The organism is Janthinobacterium sp. NFX145 (genome assembly GCF_049810325.1).
Taxonomy (GTDB): domain Bacteria; phylum Pseudomonadota; class Gammaproteobacteria; order Burkholderiales; family Burkholderiaceae_D; genus Janthinobacterium; species Janthinobacterium rivuli.
In genome coordinates, this window is record NZ_CP187360.1 from 4,108,993 (window position 1) to 4,128,070 (window position 19,078).

Consider the following 19,078-nt stretch of genomic DNA (forward strand, 5'->3'; position numbering starts at 1 on the left):
TGGTGCCGGAAAAATACGGGATGAGATTACGCGGTTTCCCAGCATTGTCTTCACTGCCACGCATCGCGGCCCTGCTGGCTGCCGTGGCCATGGCATCGATATCGTCTTTCGCCGGCGCCCAGGGCGCCACCGCCTGGAGCTTCGACCAGGTCTTGCAGCAGGCGCTGCAAAACCATCCCGCCGTGCAGGGCAGGCGCTCGGCGCAGGCGGCCGCGCGCGCCGAACTCGATGGCGCGCAATGGCAGCGCTATCCCAGCCTGTCGGCGGAAGTGCCCACCGGTTCGCAGGAAACGGGCGGCGTGGTGCGCATCGAGCAGCCGCTGTGGAGCGGCGGGCGCATCGACGCCGGCATCGATGCGGCCGGCAGCCGGGTCGACGCGGCCGGCGCCGCCATCGAGGAAGAACGCCTGAGCCTCTCGCTGCGCGTGATCGCCGCCTACACGGAAGCGCTGCGCCAGACGGCGCGCGTGCGCTCGGCGGAAGGGGGACTGGCCGAGCACCAGCGCCTGCTGGACATGATCAAGCGCCGCGTGGCGCAGTCGGTCAGCTCGCAAACGGACCAGCGCCTGGCCGAATCGCGCGCCTACCAGGCGGCCAACGATGTATCGAATGCGCGCCAGGCGCTGGAAAACGCGCTGGCGCAGCTGTCGCAACTGGCCGGCAAACCCGTGCGCCTCGTCAGCGCCGCAGGCATCGGCGTGGGCGAACCGCTGCCCGACGCCAGCCTGGATCGGGTCATGCGCCAAGCCATCGACTACTCCCCTACCCTGCACCGCCTCGAGTTCGAGGCGCAGGCAGCCGATTCCGACATCACCCTGCAGCGCTCGGCCTACATGCCGAAAGTGGTGCTGCGCATGGAAAAGCCCACGGGCGGCGGCATCAATGCCGACAACCGCACGCGCGCCATGCTGGTGCTGCAGGCGCAGCCGGGCGCAGGCCTGTCGGCCAAGGCCGGCGTGGACGCCGCCGTGGCCCGGCGCGAAGGCGCGCGCGCCGCGCACGACGTGGCCGAACGCGAGGTACGCGAGCGTTTCACCCTGGACTGGAACGAGGCCGAGGCGAGCCGCCAGCGCCTGGGCAACGCGGGCGAGGCCAGCACCACCTCGACGCAGGTATTCGAATCGTATGCGCGCCAGTACGTGATCGGCCGCAAGAGCTGGAACGACGTGCTCAATGCCGTGCGCGAAGCGACCCAGGCGCAGTTTTCGCTGGAAGACACGCGCGCGCAGGCGATTGCCGCCAGCCTGCGCCTGGCAGCGCAAACGGGCACCCTGGCCGGGCGCACTGCGCCGGCCGGCATGATGCGCGCGAATTGACACCGACATGATGCACACAGGAGACAGCGTGGATACCTCCATCAAACATGGCTTGCTGACACTCGTCGAGCGCGCCGCCCGCCTGACGGGCCAGCACGTGCCTGCCGCGCGCTTGGCCGACCTGCAGCGCCAGCTCGATGACGCCGACGGCAATGGTGCGCCCAGCGCGGTAGTGACCAGCATCTGGCAGGCGGCCGGCCTGGAAGGCGCGGCGCGCATGCTGCACGAGCCGACGCCGGGCGAGCTGCCGTTCGCCGTCTACAGCGCCAGCACGGGCTGGGGCTTGCTGCAGTCGCGCGGCGCCGACGGCGCCTGGCGCGGCGAAGGCGTCGATGGGTGCGCCTTGCAACTGGCGACACTGGCCGGCCTGGCTTGCGTGGGCCTGCCGCGCCGCAGCGAAAAAAGCGGCGCCCGCCCCGGCGCCCTGGGGCTGGTGCGCAACGCCCTGTGGCTGAAGAAAAGCGTGTTTGTCGACGCCGTGCTGGCCACCGCGCTGGTGACCCTGCTGACCATGGCCACCTCGCTGTTTTCCATGCAGGTGTACGACCGCGTGATCCCGAACCAGAGCTTCAGCACCCTGTGGGTGCTGGTGGTGGGCGTGGCCCTGTCGATCGGCCTGGAATTCATCCTCAAGCAGGTGCGCAGCCGCATCGTCGACCACTCGTGCAATGACGTCGACCATGAATTGTCCGAGTGGTTTTTCCAGCGCATGCTGGGCATCCGCATGGAGGCGCGTCCCGCTTCCGTCGGCACCCTGGCGGCGCAGGTCAAAGGTTTTGAAATGGTGCGCGGCGTGCTGACGTCGACCTCGCTGTTCGTGCTCACGGACGTGCCCTTCGCGGTGATTTTTCTCGCCATGATCACCATCATCGGCGGCTGGCTCGTGGTGGTGCCGCTGGTGGCCCTGCCGCTGGCCCTCGTGTGCGGCCTGATGTTCCAGCGCGCCATCGAGAGCCATACGCGCAAGAACCTCAACGCCAGCAACCGCAAGGCGGGCCTGCTGGTGGAAGCCGTCGATGGCGTGGAAACGCTCAAGGGCAGCAGCGCAGAATGGATGATGCAGGCGCGCTGGGCCGAACTGGTGGCCGAGAGCAGCCACGCGGAGCAGAATATCCGCGACTATGCGGCCCTGTCGCAAAACATCACGGCCGCCTTCCAGCAGCTGACCAACGTGGCGCTGATCTCCATGGGCGCGTGGTTCGTGGCGGAAAACCAGATGACCATGGGCGCCCTGATGGCGTGCACCATCATCAGCAACCGCGCGCTGATGCCCATCGTGCAGCTGCCCGCCGTGATGGTGCAGTGGGCGCATGCGCGCGCCTCGATCGACGGCCTGGAACAGGTCATCAGTCTGCCCAATGAAGCGGACAACGCGCAGTTCGCGCTGACGCCGCGCAGCCTCGATACGGGCTTGCGCTTCGAACGCATCCGCTTTACGTATGGCGGCGCGCAAAAGGTGGCGCTGGAAGTGGAAAGCCTGGCCATCCGCCCCGGCGAACGGGTCGGCCTGGTGGGTGCCATCGGTTCGGGCAAGAGCACCCTGCTGAAACTGGCCTCGGGCCTGTACCAGCCGGCCGAGGGCAAGGCCTACCTGGGCGACGTCGACATGGCCCTGCTGGCGCCGGCCGTGGTGCGTGAAATGGTCGGCTACCTGCCGCAGGAAACGCGGCTGTTCAGCGGCACCCTGCGCGACAACCTGCTGTTGGGACTGGCCGACCCGGGCGAGGAAGCGATCCTGGCGGCGGCCAAGCGCACGGGATTGATCGAACTGATACTGGGCCAGCCACGGGGGCTGGCGCTGGGCATCACCGAGGGCGGGCGCGGCGTGTCGGGCGGCCAGCGGCAATTGATCGCCGTCACGCGTTTGCTGCTGGCCAAGCCGCGCATCTGGCTGCTCGATGAACCGACGGGCGCCATGGATGCGAAGACGGAAGCGCGCATCGTCGGCCTGCTGGGCGAACTGGCGGCCGAAGGCGTGACCATGGTCGCCACCACGCACAAGAACGCCCTCTTGCCCCTGCTCGACCGCCTGGTGGTGCTGCAGGCGGGAAGAGTACTGCTCGACGGTCCGCGCGATGCCGTGCTGGCCAAGCTGTCGGGCAAGCCGCAGGCCGTGCCCAGTTCCGCAACCGCGCCGGTGGCGCAAGGAGCCGTCGCATGAAGCTGGCCAGGGTCGAAGCGAAAGAGGAAGCGAAACGGGGCCGCGTGCTGATCTGGAGCTGCACGGCGGCGCTGGCCGGTGTCATCGCCTGGGCTTCGTGGGCGGAGCTGGACCAGGTCACGCGCGCCAACGGCCAGGTGATCGCCAGTTCGCGCAACCAGGTCATCCAGGTGGCCGATGGCGGCGTGCTGGCCGAGCTGCGCGTGCATGAAGGCAGCGTCGTGAAAAAGGGCGAATTGCTGGCGCGCTTCGACCGCACACGGGCCGAAACGAGCTACCTGGAAAGCACGGCCAAGGCGGCCGGCCTTAAGGCGGCCGTGGCGCGCCTGCAAGCCGAGGTGTTTGGCGGCGCGCCGAAGTTCCCGCCCGAACTGCAGGCGTTCCCGGAATTTCGCGCCAACCAGCTGGCCCTGTTCAGCAAGCGCCAGGGCGCCGTGCAGGCGGAAGTGAGCTCGCTGGAAAGCGCCATGAAGCTGATCAAGGAAGAGCTGGAAATGAATTTGCCGCTGCTGGAAACGGGAGATGTCAGCCGCGCCGAGGTGCTGAAACTGCGGCGGCAAGTGGTCGACATCCAGGCGCAGATCACCAACCGGCGCAACAAATACCTGCAGGACAGCCAGACGGACCTGGTGAAAGCCCAGGAAGACCTGGCCGGCGTGCTGCAGACGGTGACGCAGCGCAAGGAGCAGCTGGGATCGACGGATATTTACGCGCCCACAGACGGCATCGTGCGCAACGTGCGCCTCACCACCCTGGGCGGCGTGGCCAAGCCGGGCGAGGAAATCCTGCAGATCGTGCCGACGGACGATGACCTGATCATCGAGGCGAAAGTCAAACCGGCCGACATCGCCTTCATCAAGCCGGGCCTGCCCACGGCCGTGAAACTCGACGCCTACGACTACGGCATTTACGGGCGTTTGCGCGGCACCGTCAGCTACATCAGCGCGGACACCTTAAGTGAGGACAACAAGGGCAACGAGCAGCCCTACTACCGCGTGCAGATCAAGACCAGCGGGCGCAATCTGATGGGCAAGAATGGCGAGCCGATCCTGATCCAGCCCGGCATGACGGCCACGGTGGAAATCAACACGGGGCGCAAGACGGTCTTGCGCTACCTGACGAAACCGATCACCAAGACGTTTTCGGAATCGATGGGGGAGCGCTGACGCAGCGTGCTTTTAGCCGGCAGGCTTCAGGCGGCCAATGACGCTGGCCACCTTGGCCGTGATCATGTCGACCGCGGGGCCATTCGCGCCATGCGGCAAGATGACGTCGGCATTGCGCTTGGTCGGTTCGATGAATTGCTTGTGCATCGGGCGCACGGTTTCCAGATACTGCTCGATGACGCTTTCCACCGAGCGGCCGCGCTCCGTGATGTCGCGTTGCATGCGGCGGATGAAGCGCACGTCGGAGGCCGTGTCGACAAAGATCTTCAGCGACATCATGTCGCGCAAGTTCTCGTCATACAGGGCAAACAGGCCTTCGATGACGATCACCGGCGCCGGCTTGACGGGTATGGTCCGGCTGGAGCGATTGTGCAGCGTGAAATCGTACTCGGGCATCTCGATCGCTTCGCCATTGCGCAAGGCCTGGATGTGCTGCACCAGCAATGGCCACTCGAACGCCTGCGGATGGTCGTAATTCTGCTGGCGCCGGACTTCAGGGGAAAGATGGGTTTGGTCGCAGTAGTAGTCGTCCTGCATCACGACCGAGACCATGTCGGCGCCAAAGGACGCCAGCACTTGTTGGGATACGGTGGACTTGCCACTGCCGCTTCCGCCAGCGACACCAATAACAAACGGTTGGAAGGAAATAGTATTCATGCCGAATGATACCGGAAACGCGAGCGGACTGACAGGGAGCGGCTGCAAAGCCGGGCCTGTCACGCGCCATGCACCAGCCGCGCATACAGCTCGGCCACCCGCTCTGCCGTGATGCCGTCGCGCTGTTCGATGGCCAGCGGATGCTCCGTCGGCTCCAGCTCGATGGATGGGCGCATGCCATCGTCGCGCAGGTGGACGCGGGTTTTCAGGTTCAGGGTATCCGGGTACACGGGCAGCTGCGTGCTGAGCCAGCCGAAGAAGGGGCCGATGTGCGCCCGCTGCGCGTCATTGAAGCAGGCATCCCAGGAGTCGAAGCTCTCGCCGCTCAAGGACACCCACACGCCCCAGCTGAACGGCTCGTCCGAGCCATGCACGGGGATGTCGATGGTGGCGCGCACGAAACAGTGCGCTTCATCGACGATGCAGGCGTCGCTGTCGAGCTGGCAGCGCGCTTCGCGCTCGGCGGGCGCCATCTGCTCATACAGCCACGGCGCATCGGCGCCGAAGCTGGGCATGCCCGTGTGGGTCTCGCCGCAGGAGCGGCACAGAAAGGAAAAAGTCATGCGGGCAGTGACGTTATTCGAACTGCTTGCGGAATGCCTCGAACTGCGCCGCCAGGCCATCGAAGTCGCTGCGCAATTGCAGCACTTCCTGTTCCAGCTGAGCGACACGGCTGCCCTGCTGCGGCGCGCTGACGGCACCCGCAAAACCGGCCGCCGTCTCGATCTGCGCCAGCGCCTCTTCACCGCCCAGCAAGTGTCCGTAGCGCGGTTCCTTGGCGCCAGGAGCGACGGCCAGCTTGGCCACCAGCGGCGGGTATTTGTCGATCAAAAATTGCAGGCCGGATTCCACTTCCGCCACGGACTTGAATTCATGTACGCGGCCGCTGCGGCTGCGGATCTCGCCCGCCGTCTGCAAGCCGCGCAGCATCAATATCGTCAGGATGGCCAGCTTGTCCTGTTCCAGCGACCACTTGATGCGCATGCGGTGTTCATACTTGGCGACCCGCGCGCCCGCCTGCGTGATGCCGTTGACGAACTTGCGCTGCATCAGCCGCTGCAGCACGTCGTAGACGGTTTCCTCGGACAGGGCCATGACGGGGTCGCGGCTCGATAGCTGGTTGCAGCCGTTCGTCAGCGCGTTGAGCGACAGCGGATAGCTGTCCGGCGTCAGCGCTTCCTTTTCGGCCAGCACGGCCAGCACGCGGATCTCGAAGGGGTCGAGCAGATTCGGATTGTCAGTGCTTTTTTCTGCTGCGTTTTCAGCTATGTTTGCGTCTGTAGTCATGCCTGTATCCTTAATCAACCAGCTTGTTCATTTGCTCGGAATCGAATTTATCACACTCGGGCACAGCCTGGCAGCAGATACCGGCCGCCTTCAGCGTGGCGAGGATGGTTTCGATGCGCTGTTCCTGCGCCACGGCATGCGTGATCAAGCCTTGCAGGGCTTTCGACAGCGGATCGTCGCCGTTGGGCGTGACGCCATACGCGGCGAACAGGTGGGCCGTGCTGCCCTCGCGCAGGGCGCTGACATCCTTTTGCACGATGTGCGCGGGGTTGCCGACGGCCGTCGCGCCGGACGGCACGGGTTTCAACAGCACGGCGTTCGAACCCACCTTGGCGTACTCGCCCACCGTGAAGCTGCCCAGCACCTGCGCGCCGGCGCCGACGATGACGCCGCGCTCCAGGGTCGGATGGCGCTTGGCGCCGCTGTGCAGCGAGGTGCCGCCCAAAGTAACGCCCTGGTAGATGGTGCAGTCGTCGCCGACGACGGCCGTCTCGCCGATCACCACGCCGAAGCCGTGGTCGATGAAGACGCGCCGGCCGATGACGGCACCCGGATGGATCTCGATGCCCGTGATGATGCGGGCGATATACGAAATGAAGCGCCCCACCCACTTCATGCGCCGCGTCCAGCACCAGTGCGCCCAGCCATGCATGACGATGGCGTGCAAGCCCGGATAACAGGTCAGCACCTCCCAGCCATTGCGGGCGGCCGGGTCACGTTCGATGATGCTGTTGATGTCTTCGCGCAGGTGGTGGAACATAATGACAATGGATAAGGTGGAACGCAAATGGTAGCGTATTCGGAGGGGGAGTGCTGGAGGGGAAAGCAAATCGGCCGCCAGCACCAAGGCGGCGGCCGATCATGGAAGCGCTACAAAACGTGCAGGACGTTCTTATGCTTCTAAAGCAATCCGCTGACGGCGGGCTTCGTAGAGACACACGCCCGATGCCACGGACACGTTCAGACTCTCGACGGAGCCGAACATCGGGATGCTGACGAGGATGTCGCAGGTGTCGCGCGTCAAGCGGCGCATGCCTTCGCCTTCGGAACCCATGACGAGAGCCGTCGGGCCCGTGAAATCGGCTTCGTACAAGCCTTTTTCGCCGTCGTCCGAGGTGCCGATCAGCCAGATGCCGCGATCCTTCAATTCACGCATGGTGCGCGCCAGGTTCGTCACGGTGATGTACGGGACGGTTTCGGCGGCGCCGCTGGCGACCTTGGCTGCCGTGGCATTCAAGCCCACGGCGCGGTCCTTCGGCACGATGACGGCATGTGCGCCGACGCCGTCGGCCACGCGCAGGCAGGCGCCCAGGTTGTGCGGGTCGGTGATGCCGTCGAGAATCAACAGCAGCGGCGGGCCATCGATGGCGTCCAGCAGCTCATCGAGATTGCGCGCCAGCGACAGTTGCGAGGCAAACGCGATCACGCCTTGGTGGCGGCGCGTGCCGACGATCTTGTCCAGACGCGACGAATCGACGGGCATGACGCGCACGTTGGCAGCCTTGGCGGCGGCGATCATGTCCTTCATGCGGCCGTCGACGCGGCTGGCATCGACGAAAATTTCTTCCACGGACGACGCTTCATGACGCAGACGCGAGGTGACGGCGTGGAAGCCGAAAATCATTTTATTCTTCATTTGTTATCGTTTCTTTTATCGCTTGTTCTTGCTTGATTTTGATACAGTTTTTGCTGCACGTGGTGCCGCCGCAGCGGGTGCCACGGCTGGTTTCTTGCTGCGCTTCGGCGCGGCGGCCTTGGGGGCTTCCTTCAGCGCTGCCTTGGCTGCAGGCTTGGCTTGCGCCTTGGCGCCATTGGAACGTCCGCCGGAACCCTTGCCGCCATTGACGCTGGCCTTGATCTCGTGGCGCTGCTCGGTCGCGGGACCGGGCTTGACCATCGATTTCTTTTCGCCCTTGCGCTTGCCGCCAGCTTGCTTGGCTGGCGCTTCTTCGCCCGCCAGTTCCGCATCGGTGACCAGACGCAGGTCGATCTTGCGCGTTTCCAGGTCGACACGCGCCACTTGCACCGTCAGACGGTCGGTCAGCTGGTAGCGCTTGCCCGTGCGTTCGCCGCGCAATTCATGGCGCGCATCGTCGTACTGGAAGTAGTCGGTGCCCAGCTCGGTGACATGCACCAGGCCTTCGACAAACAGGGTGTCCAGTTGCACGAAGACGCCAAACGTGGTCACGCCGGTGATGGTGCCGGTGAATTCTTCGCCCAGCTTGTCTTGCATGAAGTAGCACTTCAGCCATGCCTCGACGTCGCGCGACGCTTCGTCGGCGCGGCGCTCGTTGGCCGAGCAATGCACGCCGAGCGCATCCCAGATCGTCAGATCCGTCTTTTTCGGCTTGCCGTCGGCCTTGTCCTTGGCCTGCTGCTTGCGCGTGGCGTTCGACACGTTGGTGTTCAACACGACTTTATCGGACAGCTTCGGCTCGTATTTCTTGCCTTGCAGAATGGCCTTGATGGCGCGGTGCGTCAGCAGGTCGGGATAGCGGCGGATCGGGCTGGTGAAGTGGGCATACGCCTCGTACGCCAGGCCGAAGTGGCCGATATTGTCCGGGCTGTAGACGGCTTGCTGCATCGAACGCAGCAGCATCGTTTGCAGCAGAGCCGCGTCGGGACGCTGCTTGATCTGCTGCATCAGGGTCTGGTAATCGGATGCCGATGGCGTGTCGCCGCCCGTCAGGTTCAGGCCAACCTGTTTCAGGAAGGTGCGCACTTGCGTGAGCTTTTCCTTGGTCGGGCTGGCATGGATGCGGTACGTGCCTGGGTGCTTGTTACGCAGCAACAGATCGGCCGCGCAAACGTTGGCCGCCAGCATGCACTCTTCGATGATCTTGTGCGCTTCGTTGCGCGTGCGGGGGATGATCTTTTCGATCTTGCCAGCCGTATTGCAGACGATATAGGTTTCCGTCGTCTCGAAATCGATGGCGCCCCGCTCCGTGCGCGCTTTCAGCAAGGCGCGGTAGACGGCTTCCAGATTCTGCAGGTGCGGCAGGATGTCCGCGCGGCGTGCCGCTTCGGGTCCCTTGGTATTGCCCAGCACGGCAGCGACTTCGTCATACGTGAGGCGCGCGGCAGAGTGGATCACGGCCGGGTAGAACTGGTAAGCCTTCAGCTCGCCCTTGTCGCTGACGACGGCGTCGCAGACGAGGGTCAAACGGTCGACGGCCGGGTTCAGCGAGCACAGGCCATTCGACAGTTTTTCCGGCAGCATCGGGATGACGCGGCGCGGGAAGTAGACGGACGTGCTGCGCTCCAACGCGTCGATATCGAGCGCGTCGTTCGGTTTCACGTAATGGCTGACGTCGGCAATCGCCACGATCAGGCGGAAGCAGTTGGCGCGGCCGATCTTGACGGGTTCGCAATACACGGCATCGTCGAAATCGCGCGCATCTTCGCCATCGATGGTCACCAAAGGCACGTCGCGCAGGTCGACACGGTCTTTCAGGTCGGCGGCGCGCACTTCGAACGGCAGCTTTTCAGCTTGCTTGAGGGCGGCGGCGGAAAAGATGTGCGGCACGTTGAATTTGCGCACGGCAATTTCAATTTCCATGCCGGGGTCATCGAGCGCACCGAGCACTTCGACGATCTTGCCGACCGGCTGCTTGAAGCGCATCGGTTGCTCGGTCAGTTCGACGCTGACGATCTGGCCGGCTTTTGCCTTGCCGACCGAACCGGTGACGAGGATGTCCTGGCCGATGCGCTGGTCTTCCGGCGCCACGACCCAGGTGCCGTTTTCATGAATCAAACGGCCGATGACGTGGGTATTGGCGCGGTAGGTGACTTCGACGATCGTGCCTTCCGGGCGGCCGCGGCGGTCCGTGCCGACGATGCGGGCCATGACCTTGTCGCCATGCAGTACTTTCTGCATTTCTTTCTCGGGCAGGAACAGGTCGGCGCTGGCGTCGTCGGGAATGACGAAGCCGAAGCCATCGCGGTGGCTGGTGACGCGACCGGCGACAAGCGCGCTCTGGTCGGCCAGGCTGAAAACACCGCTGGCGTCAGACTTGAGCTGGCCGTCGCGCTCCATCGCCTTCAGGCGACGGACCAGGACATCCATGGAATCGGCATGCACTTGCAGCGTTTTCCCGAGAGACTGCGGGTCGAGAGGCGCGTTGACGCTGCGGAATATGCCGAGAATGTCCTCCCGGCTGGGGATGGTGTGGGTATTTTGGCTCAAAAGTATTTCTATAGTTGTTATTGACAGTGATCAAACGGAAGACAAAGACCGATGACATCACCGTCAATATTGACACGGTGATGTCCGGTAGTGTACCGGAGGACGCCTTGGTTTGCCTAACGGACAGCGTAGCGGAAACCGAACAAGTGCCCCGCCGATGAAAAAAAGGAGAAAAGCTGCGCAATGCATTTGACTTCGGCAAATATTGCTCTATAATCTCGGTCTCTTGCAGCGACAAACCTTCACGGGAATGCAGTTGCAGGAAAGCGGTACAGGGTTGATGTGCAGTATGGAGCGAAAGCTCATCTGGCGCAAAACTCTTCAAGTCGCTATAATAGCAGAATTGTTGTGAAGTTATTTTTCAACAAGTAGTAATAGCAGCATCAGTGCCCACGTGGCGGAATTGGTAGACGCGCATGGTTCAGGTCCATGTGCCTTCGGGTGTAGGGGTTCGAGTCCCTTCGTGGGCACCATTACCTAATTCGCAAAAAGGCCGCAAACTTTCACGAGTTTGCGGCTTTTTTCATTTCCGCAGCAAAAAGCACTCCCCTCCAGGCAGCCGGATCACCTGACACGCGTACGGACGGAAAGCTGCGGAAAAGCGCTGAAAAAAGAGGCAGATCCAGCCATTTTTCATAGGGAACAGCCCTTTTCAGACGAAAAAACATGTTTCTTGAAGAAAAGTGCAAAATGTTGATTGACCGAATGCGCGCCAGCCCTTATGATTTTGTCCTCGCTGCAGAACACGCAGCGACAAGCAGCAAGCAGTAACAATGCCCACGTGGCGGAATTGGTAGACGCGCATGGTTCAGGTCCATGTGCCTTCGGGTGTAGGGGTTCGAGTCCCTTCGTGGGCACCACCAGCAACAAGTTGTTCATTGTTGTGATCCGCAGTACAGTAGTAAGATAGCAGCAACAAGCAGCACAATGCCCACGTGGCGGAATTGGTAGACGCGCATGGTTCAGGTCCATGTGCCTTCGGGTGTAGGGGTTCGAGTCCCTTCGTGGGCACCACCAGCAACGAGTTGTTTTCGTTGTAGTCCGCAGTACAGTAGTGAGATATCGTTGTAAGCAGCATCAGTGCCCACGTGGCGGAATTGGTAGACGCGCATGGTTCAGGTCCATGTGCCTTCGGGTGTAGGGGTTCGAGTCCCTTCGTGGGCACCATTACCTAATTCGCAAAAAAGCCGCAAACTTTCACGAGTTTGCGGCTTTTTTCATTCCAGAATGCCGCATCCCTGCGGCACCCTCCCCTTATTTGGCCAGCGCCGCCTTCACGGCGTCAAGCAGGCTCGTCGTCGGACGGCCGATCAGCGCGCTCAATTGCTTGCCATGGTCTTCCAGGCCGCCCTTGGCCGTGCCCGCATCGGAATCGGCCAGCAGGTCGGCAAAGCCTTCCGGCACACCTACGCCCACCAGCGCCGCCCTGAAGTCCGCCTGCGGCAAATCTTTATACACAATCGGCTTGCCCGACTGGCGCGCCACTTCGGCCGCATATTCCGCCAGGGTAAAGCCCTGGTCGCCCGCCAGTTCATAGATGGCTTGCGGTTTATCCGCTGTCAAGACGGCAGCGGCCGCCGCTGCGTAGTCGGCGCGCGCGGCCGACGAGAAACGCCCGTCTTGCGCCGCGCCCAGCACGACGCCATGCTCGAGCACGGGCGCCAGGTGTTCCGTATGGTTTTCCAGGTACCAGCCGTTGCGAAGGAAACTGTAAGGCAGGCCGGATGCGCGGATCGCCGCTTCCGTGATCACGTGCTCGGCGGCCAGGCCCAGCGGCGACGTGTCCGCGCGCAAGACGCTGGTGTAGGCCAGCAGGGCCACGCCGGCCCGCTTGGCGGCATCGATGACGTTCTGGTGCTGCTGTGCGCGCTGGCCCACTTCGCTCGACGAAATCAGCAGGATTTTCGTTGCGCCCTTGAATGCCGCATCGAGGCTGGCGCCATCGTTGTAATCGGCCTGGCGCACTTGCACGCCCTGCGCGGCCAGATTGCCGGCCTTGGCCGGGTTGCGCACGGCGGCGATGATGCCGGCTGCGGGGACGGACTTGAGCAGGCTGGCGATGACGTGCTGGCCCAGATTGCCTGTGGCGCCGGTGATGACGATCATGATTTCTCCTTGGTACGTGGGTGGTAAAACCCTATAATAGGACTATTACTTACTTATTGTAAGTACGTACCTTTTGGTAAGTATGAGTAAAATCTCAATTAACAAGGCCAACTATCATGTCCACAGACACTCCCGGCGCCAGCCTGCGCGCCGCCCTCGCCCGGCAAACCCAGGGCGCGCACCTGCTGGCGGCCGCCTGCCCGTCGCGCGCCGTGCTCAGCCACCTGACCAGCCGCTGGGCCGTGCTGGTGCTGGTGCTACTGCTGAGCGGCACCCGGCGCTTCAGCGAACTGCGCCGCGAAGTGGGCGGCGTCAGCGAAAAAATGCTGGCGCAAACCCTGGAAGCGCTGGCCGGCGACGGCTTCGTGCTGCGCCAGGCGTATCTGGTGATCCCGCCCAAGGTGGAATACAGCCTCACGCCGCTGGGACGCGAGGCGGCCGAACGCCTGGCCGTGCTGGTCGACTGGATCGAGGATAATTACCCGCGCATCGAACAGGCGCGCGCCGATCTGGCGCCGCAAGCCGCACAAAACGCCGCCTGAACGAGTGCTGCGACCCTTGCTTTTGGTCATCAAGAATTATCGTTTACTCCTACTTGCCTTGATGTAATACTAGGCCCATGAAACGCGTAAGGGCGCGATACCATGAATCAGTTGATTTCTTCCATCACCGACCGGGCCAATGTGCTGCTGGTCAGCAATTCGCCGAACGAAGTGCGCGAACTGCTGTATGTGCTGGACCGGCATAACCTGGGCACGGGACTGGCGGGCGATATCGACGAAGGCGTGGAACTGGCGGCCGGCGGCACGGACCTGATCCTGCTTGACGCGGCCCTGGCGGGCTCGAATATCGGCGCCACCTGCATGCGCCTGCGCAATGCGGGTGGACGCCACAGCGTGCCCCTGCTGCTGATGTCGGCCACCCCCAGCGCCGAGGAGCAGGGCCGCAGCGTGGGCGCCGGCGCCAGCGACTACATCAAGATGCCCTTCAATGCACGCGACGTGGCGGAAAAAATCCTCATGGAACTGGCGCTGCACAGGGCCGAGGCGCCCGCGCCGCATGCCGTCACACCGCCGCGCCCCCTGCATCCGCAAACGCTGGAAGTCAATTACCACTCCATCCTGGCCGGTTCGCCCGACGCCGTGCTGCTGTTCGATATCGACAACGGCCTGCTGATCGACGCCAACCACCTGGCCGAGGAACTGTTCGGCATGCCGCTGGCCGAGCTGCTGCAAGGCGGCATGGAACCGCTGTTCCCCAAGCATCAGGGCGATGGCCGCGCCTCGCCGCAACTGCTGGAAGAAAAGATCCGCGATACCTTGCAAGGCAAGATCGTCGTCTTCCGCGCCAGCTGCTGCCACCGCGACAGCCACCCGATCGCCTGCGAAATCCGCCTGATGCGATTGTCCGTGCCGGGCCGCCAGCTGGTGCATGCGCGCATCATCGACTTGACCGAACGCAACCTCGCCGAAGCGATGCGCTCGGGCCAGAGCGCCCTGCTGGAAATGGTCGCCAAGGGCGCGCCTTTGACCCCCACCCTGAACCACTTGCTGCTCTTGATCGAAGGCCAGTCGCGCGGCGTGCTCTGTTCCATCATGCTGCTCGACGACGACGGCGTCCACATGCACAGCGCGGCCGGCCCCAGCCTGCCGCCCGAGTACATGGCCCTGCTCGAAGGCGTGGCCATCGGCGACGGCGTGGGTTCCTGCGGCACGGCCATGTTCCTGCGCGAACCGGTGGTCGTCACCGACATCATGCACGACCCGCTGTGGGCGCCCTACCGCGAGCTGGCCGCGCCGTTCGGCTTGCGCGCCTGCTGGTCGCGTCCCATCTTCAGCCAGGATGGCGCCGTGCTCGGCTCGTTTGCCATGTACTACCGCGAAGTGCGCAAGCCAGACGCGCGCGACCTGGAACTGATCGACACGGCGACCGACCTGGCCGGCATCGCGATTGGCCGCATGCGACACGAACGCGAACTGCAGCGCCACCGCGCCCACCTGGAAGACCTGGTGGCCGAACGCACGGCAGCGCTGACGCTGGCCAAGGAACACTCGGAGCAAACGAACCTGGAACTGGCCGCCGCGCTGGAAAACCTGTCCATCACGCAGGAAGAACTGGTGCGCCGCGACAAGCTGGCCGCGCTCGGCGCGCTGGTGGCCGGCATCGCGCATGAACTCAATACGCCGATCGGCAACGGCCTGGTGGTGGCCACCACCATGGCCGAACGCACGCGTGAAATCCAGGCCAGCTTCCTCGACGGCTTGCGCCGCTCCGAACTGGGGGCCTACCTGACGCAAGCCAGCGAGGCGGACGCCATCATGCTGCGCAACCTGCAGCGCGCCGCCGACCTCGTGTCGAGCTTCAAGCAGATCGCCGTCGACCGCGCCAGCTCGCAGCGCCGCCACTTCCTGCTGCGCCAGTTCGTCGCCGAGCTGATGCTGCCCCTGTGCACGCAGCTCAAGGCCGCCGGCTTGACGCTGACGCAGGACGTGCCCGAGGGCCTGGCCATGGACAGCTATCCCGGTCCGCTGGGCCAGGTGCTGAGCAACCTGCTGGAAAACTGCCTGCGCCACGCCTTCGAGGGCCGCAGCGGCGGCACCATTCACATCAGGGCGCGTGGCAGCGACGACGGCAAGACGATCACCATGTCCATCGCCGACACGGGCGTGGGCATCGCCGCCGACGACCTCGTGCACGTCTACGACCCCTTCTTCACGACCAAGCTCGGTTCCGGCGGTTCGGGCCTGGGCCTGCATGTGGCGCACAACATCGTCACGGGCGTGCTGGGCGGCCATATCGACGCCACCAGCAGCACCGGCGATGGCAGCGGCACCACCTTCACCCTGCAGCTGCCCGCCGCCGCGCCGCAAGCGCCCGCCCCCTGAATGACAAGCGCGCTACAATGCCCGCAAGCATTTCTTTCGGAGCACCCATGAAATACCTGACCGCCGCCGCCCTGCTGGCAGTTTGCGCCTGCGCATTGGCCGGACCCGCCCCCTGGTACAAATGGCGCAGCAAGATCGACGGCACCCTGTCGTGCGCCCAATCGACCCTGGGATTTGGCTGGGAACTGGCCTCGGGACCGTACAAAGATAGCCGTTGCGAAAAACCGGCGCTTGTTAAATAATGGGGCCATGACCACACGGGGCACCGGCTTGAGATCAAGCGATGGCATTGCGGCGTCGAAAGAGTATGGAACGATAAGAACGTATCTATTCAAACCGAGGAGACCACATGTTTACGAATCCCGAACAATTCGCAACGGCCACCAAGGCCCTGTTTGAATTCCAGCTGATGACCTTCAACACCCTCACCTCGAAGGCCGTGCAAGGCGTGGAACAGGTATTGGCGCTGAACATGGCCACCGCCAGGTCCGGCATCGAAGATGGCCTTGCCGCCGGCAAGGAAATCAGCCAGGCCAAGGATCCGAAAGCCGCCATGGCCGCCGCCGCCGCCCAGCTGCAACCGGGCGTGGCTGGCGCCAAAGCATATAAACAGCAACTCGACGACATCATCAAGGAAATCCACACGGAATTCACCACGGCCGCCGAAGCCCATGTGGCCGAAGCGAAAAGCAATCTGAGCGCCCTGATCTACGACGTCACGAAAAACGTGCCGCCAGGCTCGGAAAATGCCGTCGCCATCGTCAAGGCCGCCATCGACAACGCCTTCCTCGGCTACGAACAAGTCACCAAGGCCACGAAACAGGCCGTGAAAACCGTGGAAGAGCAGATCGCCAAGGCCAGCGCGCAAGTAGCGCAGGCAACGGAAAAAGCCACGGCCGCACCTGAAAAAGCAGCGCCGGCAGCCAAGCCGAAAGCAGCCAAGAAGTAAGCCGCAGGTCGGATTAGCGCGGCAAGACCGCGCGTAATCCGACGCATTGTTGGCGCTCATGGTGATGTCGGATTACGCGCTTGCGCGCTAATCCGACCTGCCCGACCTACAATGAATCTACCGGCAGGGTCCGGTATTCGCCCCCTCCCATACCCCCGAAAGATAGCCAACTCCTAGCCGCATAAATCCTGGCATGCCTTCGCCTCGACGGCGCCGTCCAGCTGGCGCCGCCAGGCCACCATGCGCCACGCGGCCCAGGCGGCGGACAAGGCGCCCGCGACGAGTATCAGCCGCGTATCGATCAGGGTCAGCACGGAGCCGCTAAGGGCGACGACGATGTTGGCGATGCAAAAGGTGGTGGCCAGCAAGCCCATCACGGCGCCCTGCCCGTGCGCGCTGAAGCGTTCGGCGCACCAGCCCTGTATCACCGTGTTGTACAGCGCATTCGGAATGCCGAACAGCACGATGGCCGCGATGCCCACCCAGATATTACCCAGCGCTAAGATTCCTACGGCCAGCGCCACGCCGCACGCATACCAGCTGGCCCGCAGCAAGGGCGCATGGCGGCTGGGACCGCCCGCCAGCAAGGACGTGACCGTCATCGTGCCGCACAGTCCCACATTCACCCAGGCAATCTCCTGTGCGTGGTAATTGGCCGTTTCGACCAGCCACAGCGGATAGAACTCGTAAAAGCTGGCCACGCCGCACGTAAATGCCAGTTGCACGATGAACAGCGTGCGCAACTCCTCATGACGCAGCAAATTGAGCGAATGGCGGTCGCGCGCCACTTGCCACCACGACGTCGTCAAGAGCGAGGGCGTTTCGCGCGGCAAGCCCACGGCCACCAGCACGGCGACCAACATCAGGGCGGCGGCGGCGATCCAGAACGGCACCGTCACGCCCCAATGCAAGGTCGCGCCCGCCAGGATCGGCCCGACCAGCCAGCCCAGGTAAAACGCGCCGTTCAGCCATGACATGGCGCGCAGGCGCAGCGGCCCCGTCAGCTGGTCGGCCAGCATGGCGCGCGCCACGGCGCCGTTACCTTCCAGCAAACCCGTGATGAAACGGGCGACGATGAACAGCGGGTAGGACTGGATCACCAGCGCCCAGGCCGTGATGGCGTGGCCGATGGCGGCGCCCACGGCAGTGCGCATCAGCAAGGGACGGCGGCCATAACGGTCGGACAAGGGACCCAGCAAGGCCGAACCGATCAGCAAGCCCAGCGGGTTGATGGTCAGCGCCAGGCCGAACAGCAATTTCGACGGCAAGCCCAGAAAATTGTTGAAGGCATTCGGCGCCTCTGCGGCGAACAGGGGCGGCAGGATAGGATATGGCAGCGAGGCGCCGATGGTCGACAGCAGCGCCAGCAGGCAGGCGGCGGAAATCAGGATGATGTTTTTCATGCGGGTTCGGCGAATTTTAGTCTGGCTTAGTCTGGCAAGCATACGTGGCCATGCCACATAAGCAAATGTAAATGTTTATTAATGGCGCCCTCCTTGCTGCGGTGAAGCGTGCCAGGCACGGCCTCGGCTATCATGCCCACACGAATCACGTTTAACGGGGCAAACATGACACTGTCAGAAATTGAACAACAACACGGCTTCACCTATCCCGCATTGTATCGGCAACTGGAGCGCGACGGCATGCTGGCCGTGGGCGAATATGGGCCCGACTGGCATAAGCTGGTCTATCCCACCTTGACGGACCGGCCCACCCTGCTATTGCATGCGGACGATTTCGAATTGCTCAACATCGAGGCCGTTGCCGCGGAAGTGGACGCGCTGCTGGATACGGACGATTACCGGCAGATCGACCCCGCCTTCCAGTTCATCCCGTTCGCGCAAACGGGCGCGGGCGACCACTACTGCTTTTTCGCGTCAAGCGAGCAAGACGGCGAGATGCCCATCGTGCTGCTGTGGCATGACGACAATGAAGCCCAGTACCTGGCGAAAAACCTGCAAGATTTCATGGTTCACATGTTGTTGAACAGCATGGCCGACCAGGATACGTACAACGACGTCAGCGACGAGGCATTCAAGGATCAACTGACGAAAACCCTGGGCACGCATGCGCGCTACCTGACGGCGCGGCAAGCCGACGTGCTGCAGGGCCTGCTGGCCAGGGACATCATCGATTACGACGTGGCGTTGCCGAAAGGACGCACGGAAGCGCACCGGGGCTTGCTGACCGACATCGAACTGGCCAGCCGGCGCGCGGAATTGATTCCCTACGAAAAGTTCGACAGCGGTTTTGCCTACAGCACGGCTGACTGAACATAATTCGCTGGGCAAGCGGCGGCTGAAGGTTTAAACTGTATATAAACACAGTAAAACCCATCACCTTGCATCTTGCCCTATTGCCATCC

At 63.4% G+C, this 19,078-nt stretch carries 17 protein-coding genes and 4 tRNA genes; 12 read left to right on the forward strand and 9 right to left on the reverse strand.

The genetic code is table 11. The features are described 5' to 3' along the window. Positions 1-44 precede the first annotated feature (44 nt). The 3 genes from ACPJXG_RS18295 to ACPJXG_RS18305 are packed head-to-tail and all read left to right on the forward strand — an operon-like array spanning position 45 to position 4,643. Positions 45-1,316, forward strand: coding sequence for a TolC family protein (locus tag ACPJXG_RS18295; RefSeq protein WP_425251929.1), 1,272 nt, complete (start codon positions 45-47; stop codon positions 1,314-1,316). 28 nt (positions 1,317-1,344) lie between these two features. After that, positions 1,345-3,477, forward strand: a complete 2,133-nt coding sequence (locus ACPJXG_RS18300; RefSeq protein WP_425251930.1) for an ATP-binding cassette domain-containing protein — start codon at positions 1,345-1,347, stop codon at positions 3,475-3,477. Continuing rightward, the gene (locus ACPJXG_RS18305) at positions 3,474-4,643 is read left to right on the forward strand and encodes an HlyD family type I secretion periplasmic adaptor subunit (RefSeq protein WP_425251931.1); all 1,170 of its coding nucleotides are present in this window, start codon (positions 3,474-3,476) and stop codon (positions 4,641-4,643) included. The genes ACPJXG_RS18300 and ACPJXG_RS18305 overlap by 4 nt, the downstream gene beginning before the upstream one ends. A gap of 12 nt (positions 4,644-4,655) precedes the next feature. Here the strand turns inward: ACPJXG_RS18305 and udk are convergent, their stop codons facing one another. From udk to rnr, 6 genes are all read right to left on the reverse strand, one after another. Further along, entirely contained in the window at positions 4,656-5,300 is a 645-nt protein-coding gene (udk, locus tag ACPJXG_RS18310; protein ID WP_034756921.1) for a uridine kinase, read from the reverse strand. A gap of 59 nt (positions 5,301-5,359) precedes the next feature. Further along, the gene (locus ACPJXG_RS18315) at positions 5,360-5,863 is read right to left on the reverse strand and encodes a DUF2199 domain-containing protein (RefSeq protein WP_425251932.1); all 504 of its coding nucleotides are present in this window, start codon (positions 5,861-5,863) and stop codon (positions 5,360-5,362) included. A gap of 13 nt (positions 5,864-5,876) precedes the next feature. Further along, positions 5,877-6,587, reverse strand: a complete 711-nt coding sequence (locus ACPJXG_RS18320) for a YceH family protein (RefSeq protein WP_051958258.1) — start codon at positions 6,585-6,587, stop codon at positions 5,877-5,879. A gap of 10 nt (positions 6,588-6,597) precedes the next feature. Continuing rightward, positions 6,598-7,347, reverse strand: coding sequence for a serine O-acetyltransferase (gene cysE, locus ACPJXG_RS18325; RefSeq protein ID WP_035817403.1), 750 nt, complete (start codon positions 7,345-7,347; stop codon positions 6,598-6,600). Positions 7,348-7,479: 132 nt separating this feature from the next. Continuing rightward, positions 7,480-8,223 carry a 23S rRNA (guanosine(2251)-2'-O)-methyltransferase RlmB gene (gene rlmB / locus ACPJXG_RS18330; RefSeq protein ID WP_058048541.1) on the reverse strand — a complete coding sequence of 248 codons (744 nt, stop codon included), beginning with the start codon at positions 8,221-8,223 and terminating at the stop codon, positions 7,480-7,482. 15 nt (positions 8,224-8,238) lie between these two features. Next, positions 8,239-10,773: a ribonuclease R gene (gene rnr / locus ACPJXG_RS18335; protein ID WP_425251933.1), complete on the reverse strand. Its 2,535-nt coding sequence runs from the start codon at positions 10,771-10,773 to the stop codon at positions 8,239-8,241. A gap of 388 nt (positions 10,774-11,161) precedes the next feature. On the opposite strand from rnr, the gene ACPJXG_RS18340 reads away from it, so the two are divergent. Continuing rightward, a tRNA-Leu gene (locus ACPJXG_RS18340) sits at positions 11,162-11,246 on the forward strand. A gap of 30 nt (positions 11,247-11,276) precedes the next feature. On the opposite strand, the gene ACPJXG_RS18345 is transcribed toward ACPJXG_RS18340, so the two are convergent. Then, a complete protein-coding gene (locus tag ACPJXG_RS18345) occupies positions 11,277-11,441 on the reverse strand; it encodes a hypothetical protein (protein ID WP_219313196.1) in 165 nt (54 codons plus the stop codon). 107 nt (positions 11,442-11,548) lie between these two features. Between ACPJXG_RS18345 and ACPJXG_RS18350 the strand changes: the two genes are divergently transcribed. The 3 genes from ACPJXG_RS18350 to ACPJXG_RS18360 all read left to right on the forward strand — a co-directional run bounded on the left by ACPJXG_RS18350 (position 11,549) and on the right by ACPJXG_RS18360 (position 11,940). After that, positions 11,549-11,633: transfer RNA gene (locus tag ACPJXG_RS18350), tRNA-Leu, on the forward strand. Between the two features lie 69 nt (positions 11,634-11,702). After that, a tRNA-Leu gene (locus ACPJXG_RS18355) sits at positions 11,703-11,787 on the forward strand. A gap of 68 nt (positions 11,788-11,855) precedes the next feature. After that, positions 11,856-11,940: transfer RNA gene (locus tag ACPJXG_RS18360), tRNA-Leu, on the forward strand. A gap of 87 nt (positions 11,941-12,027) precedes the next feature. Here the strand turns inward: ACPJXG_RS18360 and ACPJXG_RS18365 are convergent. After that, on the reverse strand, positions 12,028-12,879 hold the full coding sequence (locus ACPJXG_RS18365) for an SDR family oxidoreductase (protein WP_425251934.1): 852 nt from the start codon (positions 12,877-12,879) through the stop codon (positions 12,028-12,030). A 116-nt stretch (positions 12,880-12,995) separates the two neighbouring features. Between ACPJXG_RS18365 and ACPJXG_RS18370 the strand changes: the two genes are divergently transcribed. From ACPJXG_RS18370 to phaP, 4 genes are all read left to right on the forward strand, one after another. Beyond that, complete coding sequence (locus tag ACPJXG_RS18370; protein WP_035817393.1) at positions 12,996-13,421, forward strand: winged helix-turn-helix transcriptional regulator; 426 nt, start codon at positions 12,996-12,998, stop codon at positions 13,419-13,421. Positions 13,422-13,523: 102 nt separating this feature from the next. Next, a complete protein-coding gene (locus ACPJXG_RS18375; RefSeq protein WP_425251935.1) occupies positions 13,524-15,764 on the forward strand; it encodes an ATP-binding protein in 2,241 nt (746 codons plus the stop codon). A 47-nt stretch (positions 15,765-15,811) separates the two neighbouring features. Next, positions 15,812-16,006 carry a hypothetical protein gene (locus ACPJXG_RS18380; protein WP_099380120.1) on the forward strand — a complete coding sequence of 65 codons (195 nt, stop codon included), beginning with the start codon at positions 15,812-15,814 and terminating at the stop codon, positions 16,004-16,006. A gap of 107 nt (positions 16,007-16,113) precedes the next feature. Beyond that, positions 16,114-16,713, forward strand: a complete 600-nt coding sequence (phaP, locus tag ACPJXG_RS18385) for a TIGR01841 family phasin (RefSeq protein WP_425251936.1) — start codon at positions 16,114-16,116, stop codon at positions 16,711-16,713. 173 nt (positions 16,714-16,886) lie between these two features. Here the strand turns inward: phaP and ACPJXG_RS18390 are convergent, their stop codons facing one another. After that, positions 16,887-18,116: an MFS transporter gene (locus ACPJXG_RS18390; RefSeq protein ID WP_425251937.1), complete on the reverse strand. Its 1,230-nt coding sequence runs from the start codon at positions 18,114-18,116 to the stop codon at positions 16,887-16,889. Between the two features lie 165 nt (positions 18,117-18,281). On the opposite strand from ACPJXG_RS18390, the gene ACPJXG_RS18395 reads away from it, so the two are divergent. Then, the gene (locus ACPJXG_RS18395) at positions 18,282-18,986 is read left to right on the forward strand and encodes an SMI1/KNR4 family protein (RefSeq protein WP_425251938.1); all 705 of its coding nucleotides are present in this window, start codon (positions 18,282-18,284) and stop codon (positions 18,984-18,986) included. The last annotated feature ends 92 nt before the right edge of the window (positions 18,987-19,078 follow it).

Excerpts from the sequence above, each read along its gene's own strand:
- ACPJXG_RS18370 (WP_035817393.1), top strand. The coding sequence starts at position 12,996 with ATGTCCACAGACACTCCCGGCGCCAGCCTGCGCGCCGCCCTCGCCCGG.
- ACPJXG_RS18395 (WP_425251938.1), top strand. The coding sequence starts at position 18,282 with ATGACACTGTCAGAAATTGAACAACAACACGGCTTCACCTATCCCGCA.
- phaP (WP_425251936.1), top strand. The coding sequence starts at position 16,114 with ATGTTTACGAATCCCGAACAATTCGCAACGGCCACCAAGGCCCTGTTT.
- cysE (WP_035817403.1), bottom strand. The coding sequence starts at position 7,347 with ATGTTCCACCACCTGCGCGAAGACATCAACAGCATCATCGAACGTGAC.
- ACPJXG_RS18390 (WP_425251937.1), bottom strand. The coding sequence starts at position 18,116 with ATGAAAAACATCATCCTGATTTCCGCCGCCTGCCTGCTGGCGCTGCTG.
- ACPJXG_RS18375 (WP_425251935.1), top strand. The coding sequence starts at position 13,524 with ATGAATCAGTTGATTTCTTCCATCACCGACCGGGCCAATGTGCTGCTG.
- ACPJXG_RS18345 (WP_219313196.1), bottom strand. The coding sequence starts at position 11,441 with ATGTTTTTTCGTCTGAAAAGGGCTGTTCCCTATGAAAAATGGCTGGAT.
- udk (WP_034756921.1), bottom strand. The coding sequence starts at position 5,300 with ATGAATACTATTTCCTTCCAACCGTTTGTTATTGGTGTCGCTGGCGGA.
- ACPJXG_RS18320 (WP_051958258.1), bottom strand. The coding sequence starts at position 6,587 with ATGACTACAGACGCAAACATAGCTGAAAACGCAGCAGAAAAAAGCACT.
- ACPJXG_RS18315 (WP_425251932.1), bottom strand. The coding sequence starts at position 5,863 with ATGACTTTTTCCTTTCTGTGCCGCTCCTGCGGCGAGACCCACACGGGC.
- ACPJXG_RS18365 (WP_425251934.1), bottom strand. The coding sequence starts at position 12,879 with ATGATCGTCATCACCGGCGCCACAGGCAATCTGGGCCAGCACGTCATC.
- ACPJXG_RS18380 (WP_099380120.1), top strand. The coding sequence starts at position 15,812 with ATGAAATACCTGACCGCCGCCGCCCTGCTGGCAGTTTGCGCCTGCGCA.
- ACPJXG_RS18305 (WP_425251931.1), top strand. The coding sequence starts at position 3,474 with ATGAAGCTGGCCAGGGTCGAAGCGAAAGAGGAAGCGAAACGGGGCCGC.
- rlmB (WP_058048541.1), bottom strand. The coding sequence starts at position 8,223 with ATGAAGAATAAAATGATTTTCGGCTTCCACGCCGTCACCTCGCGTCTG.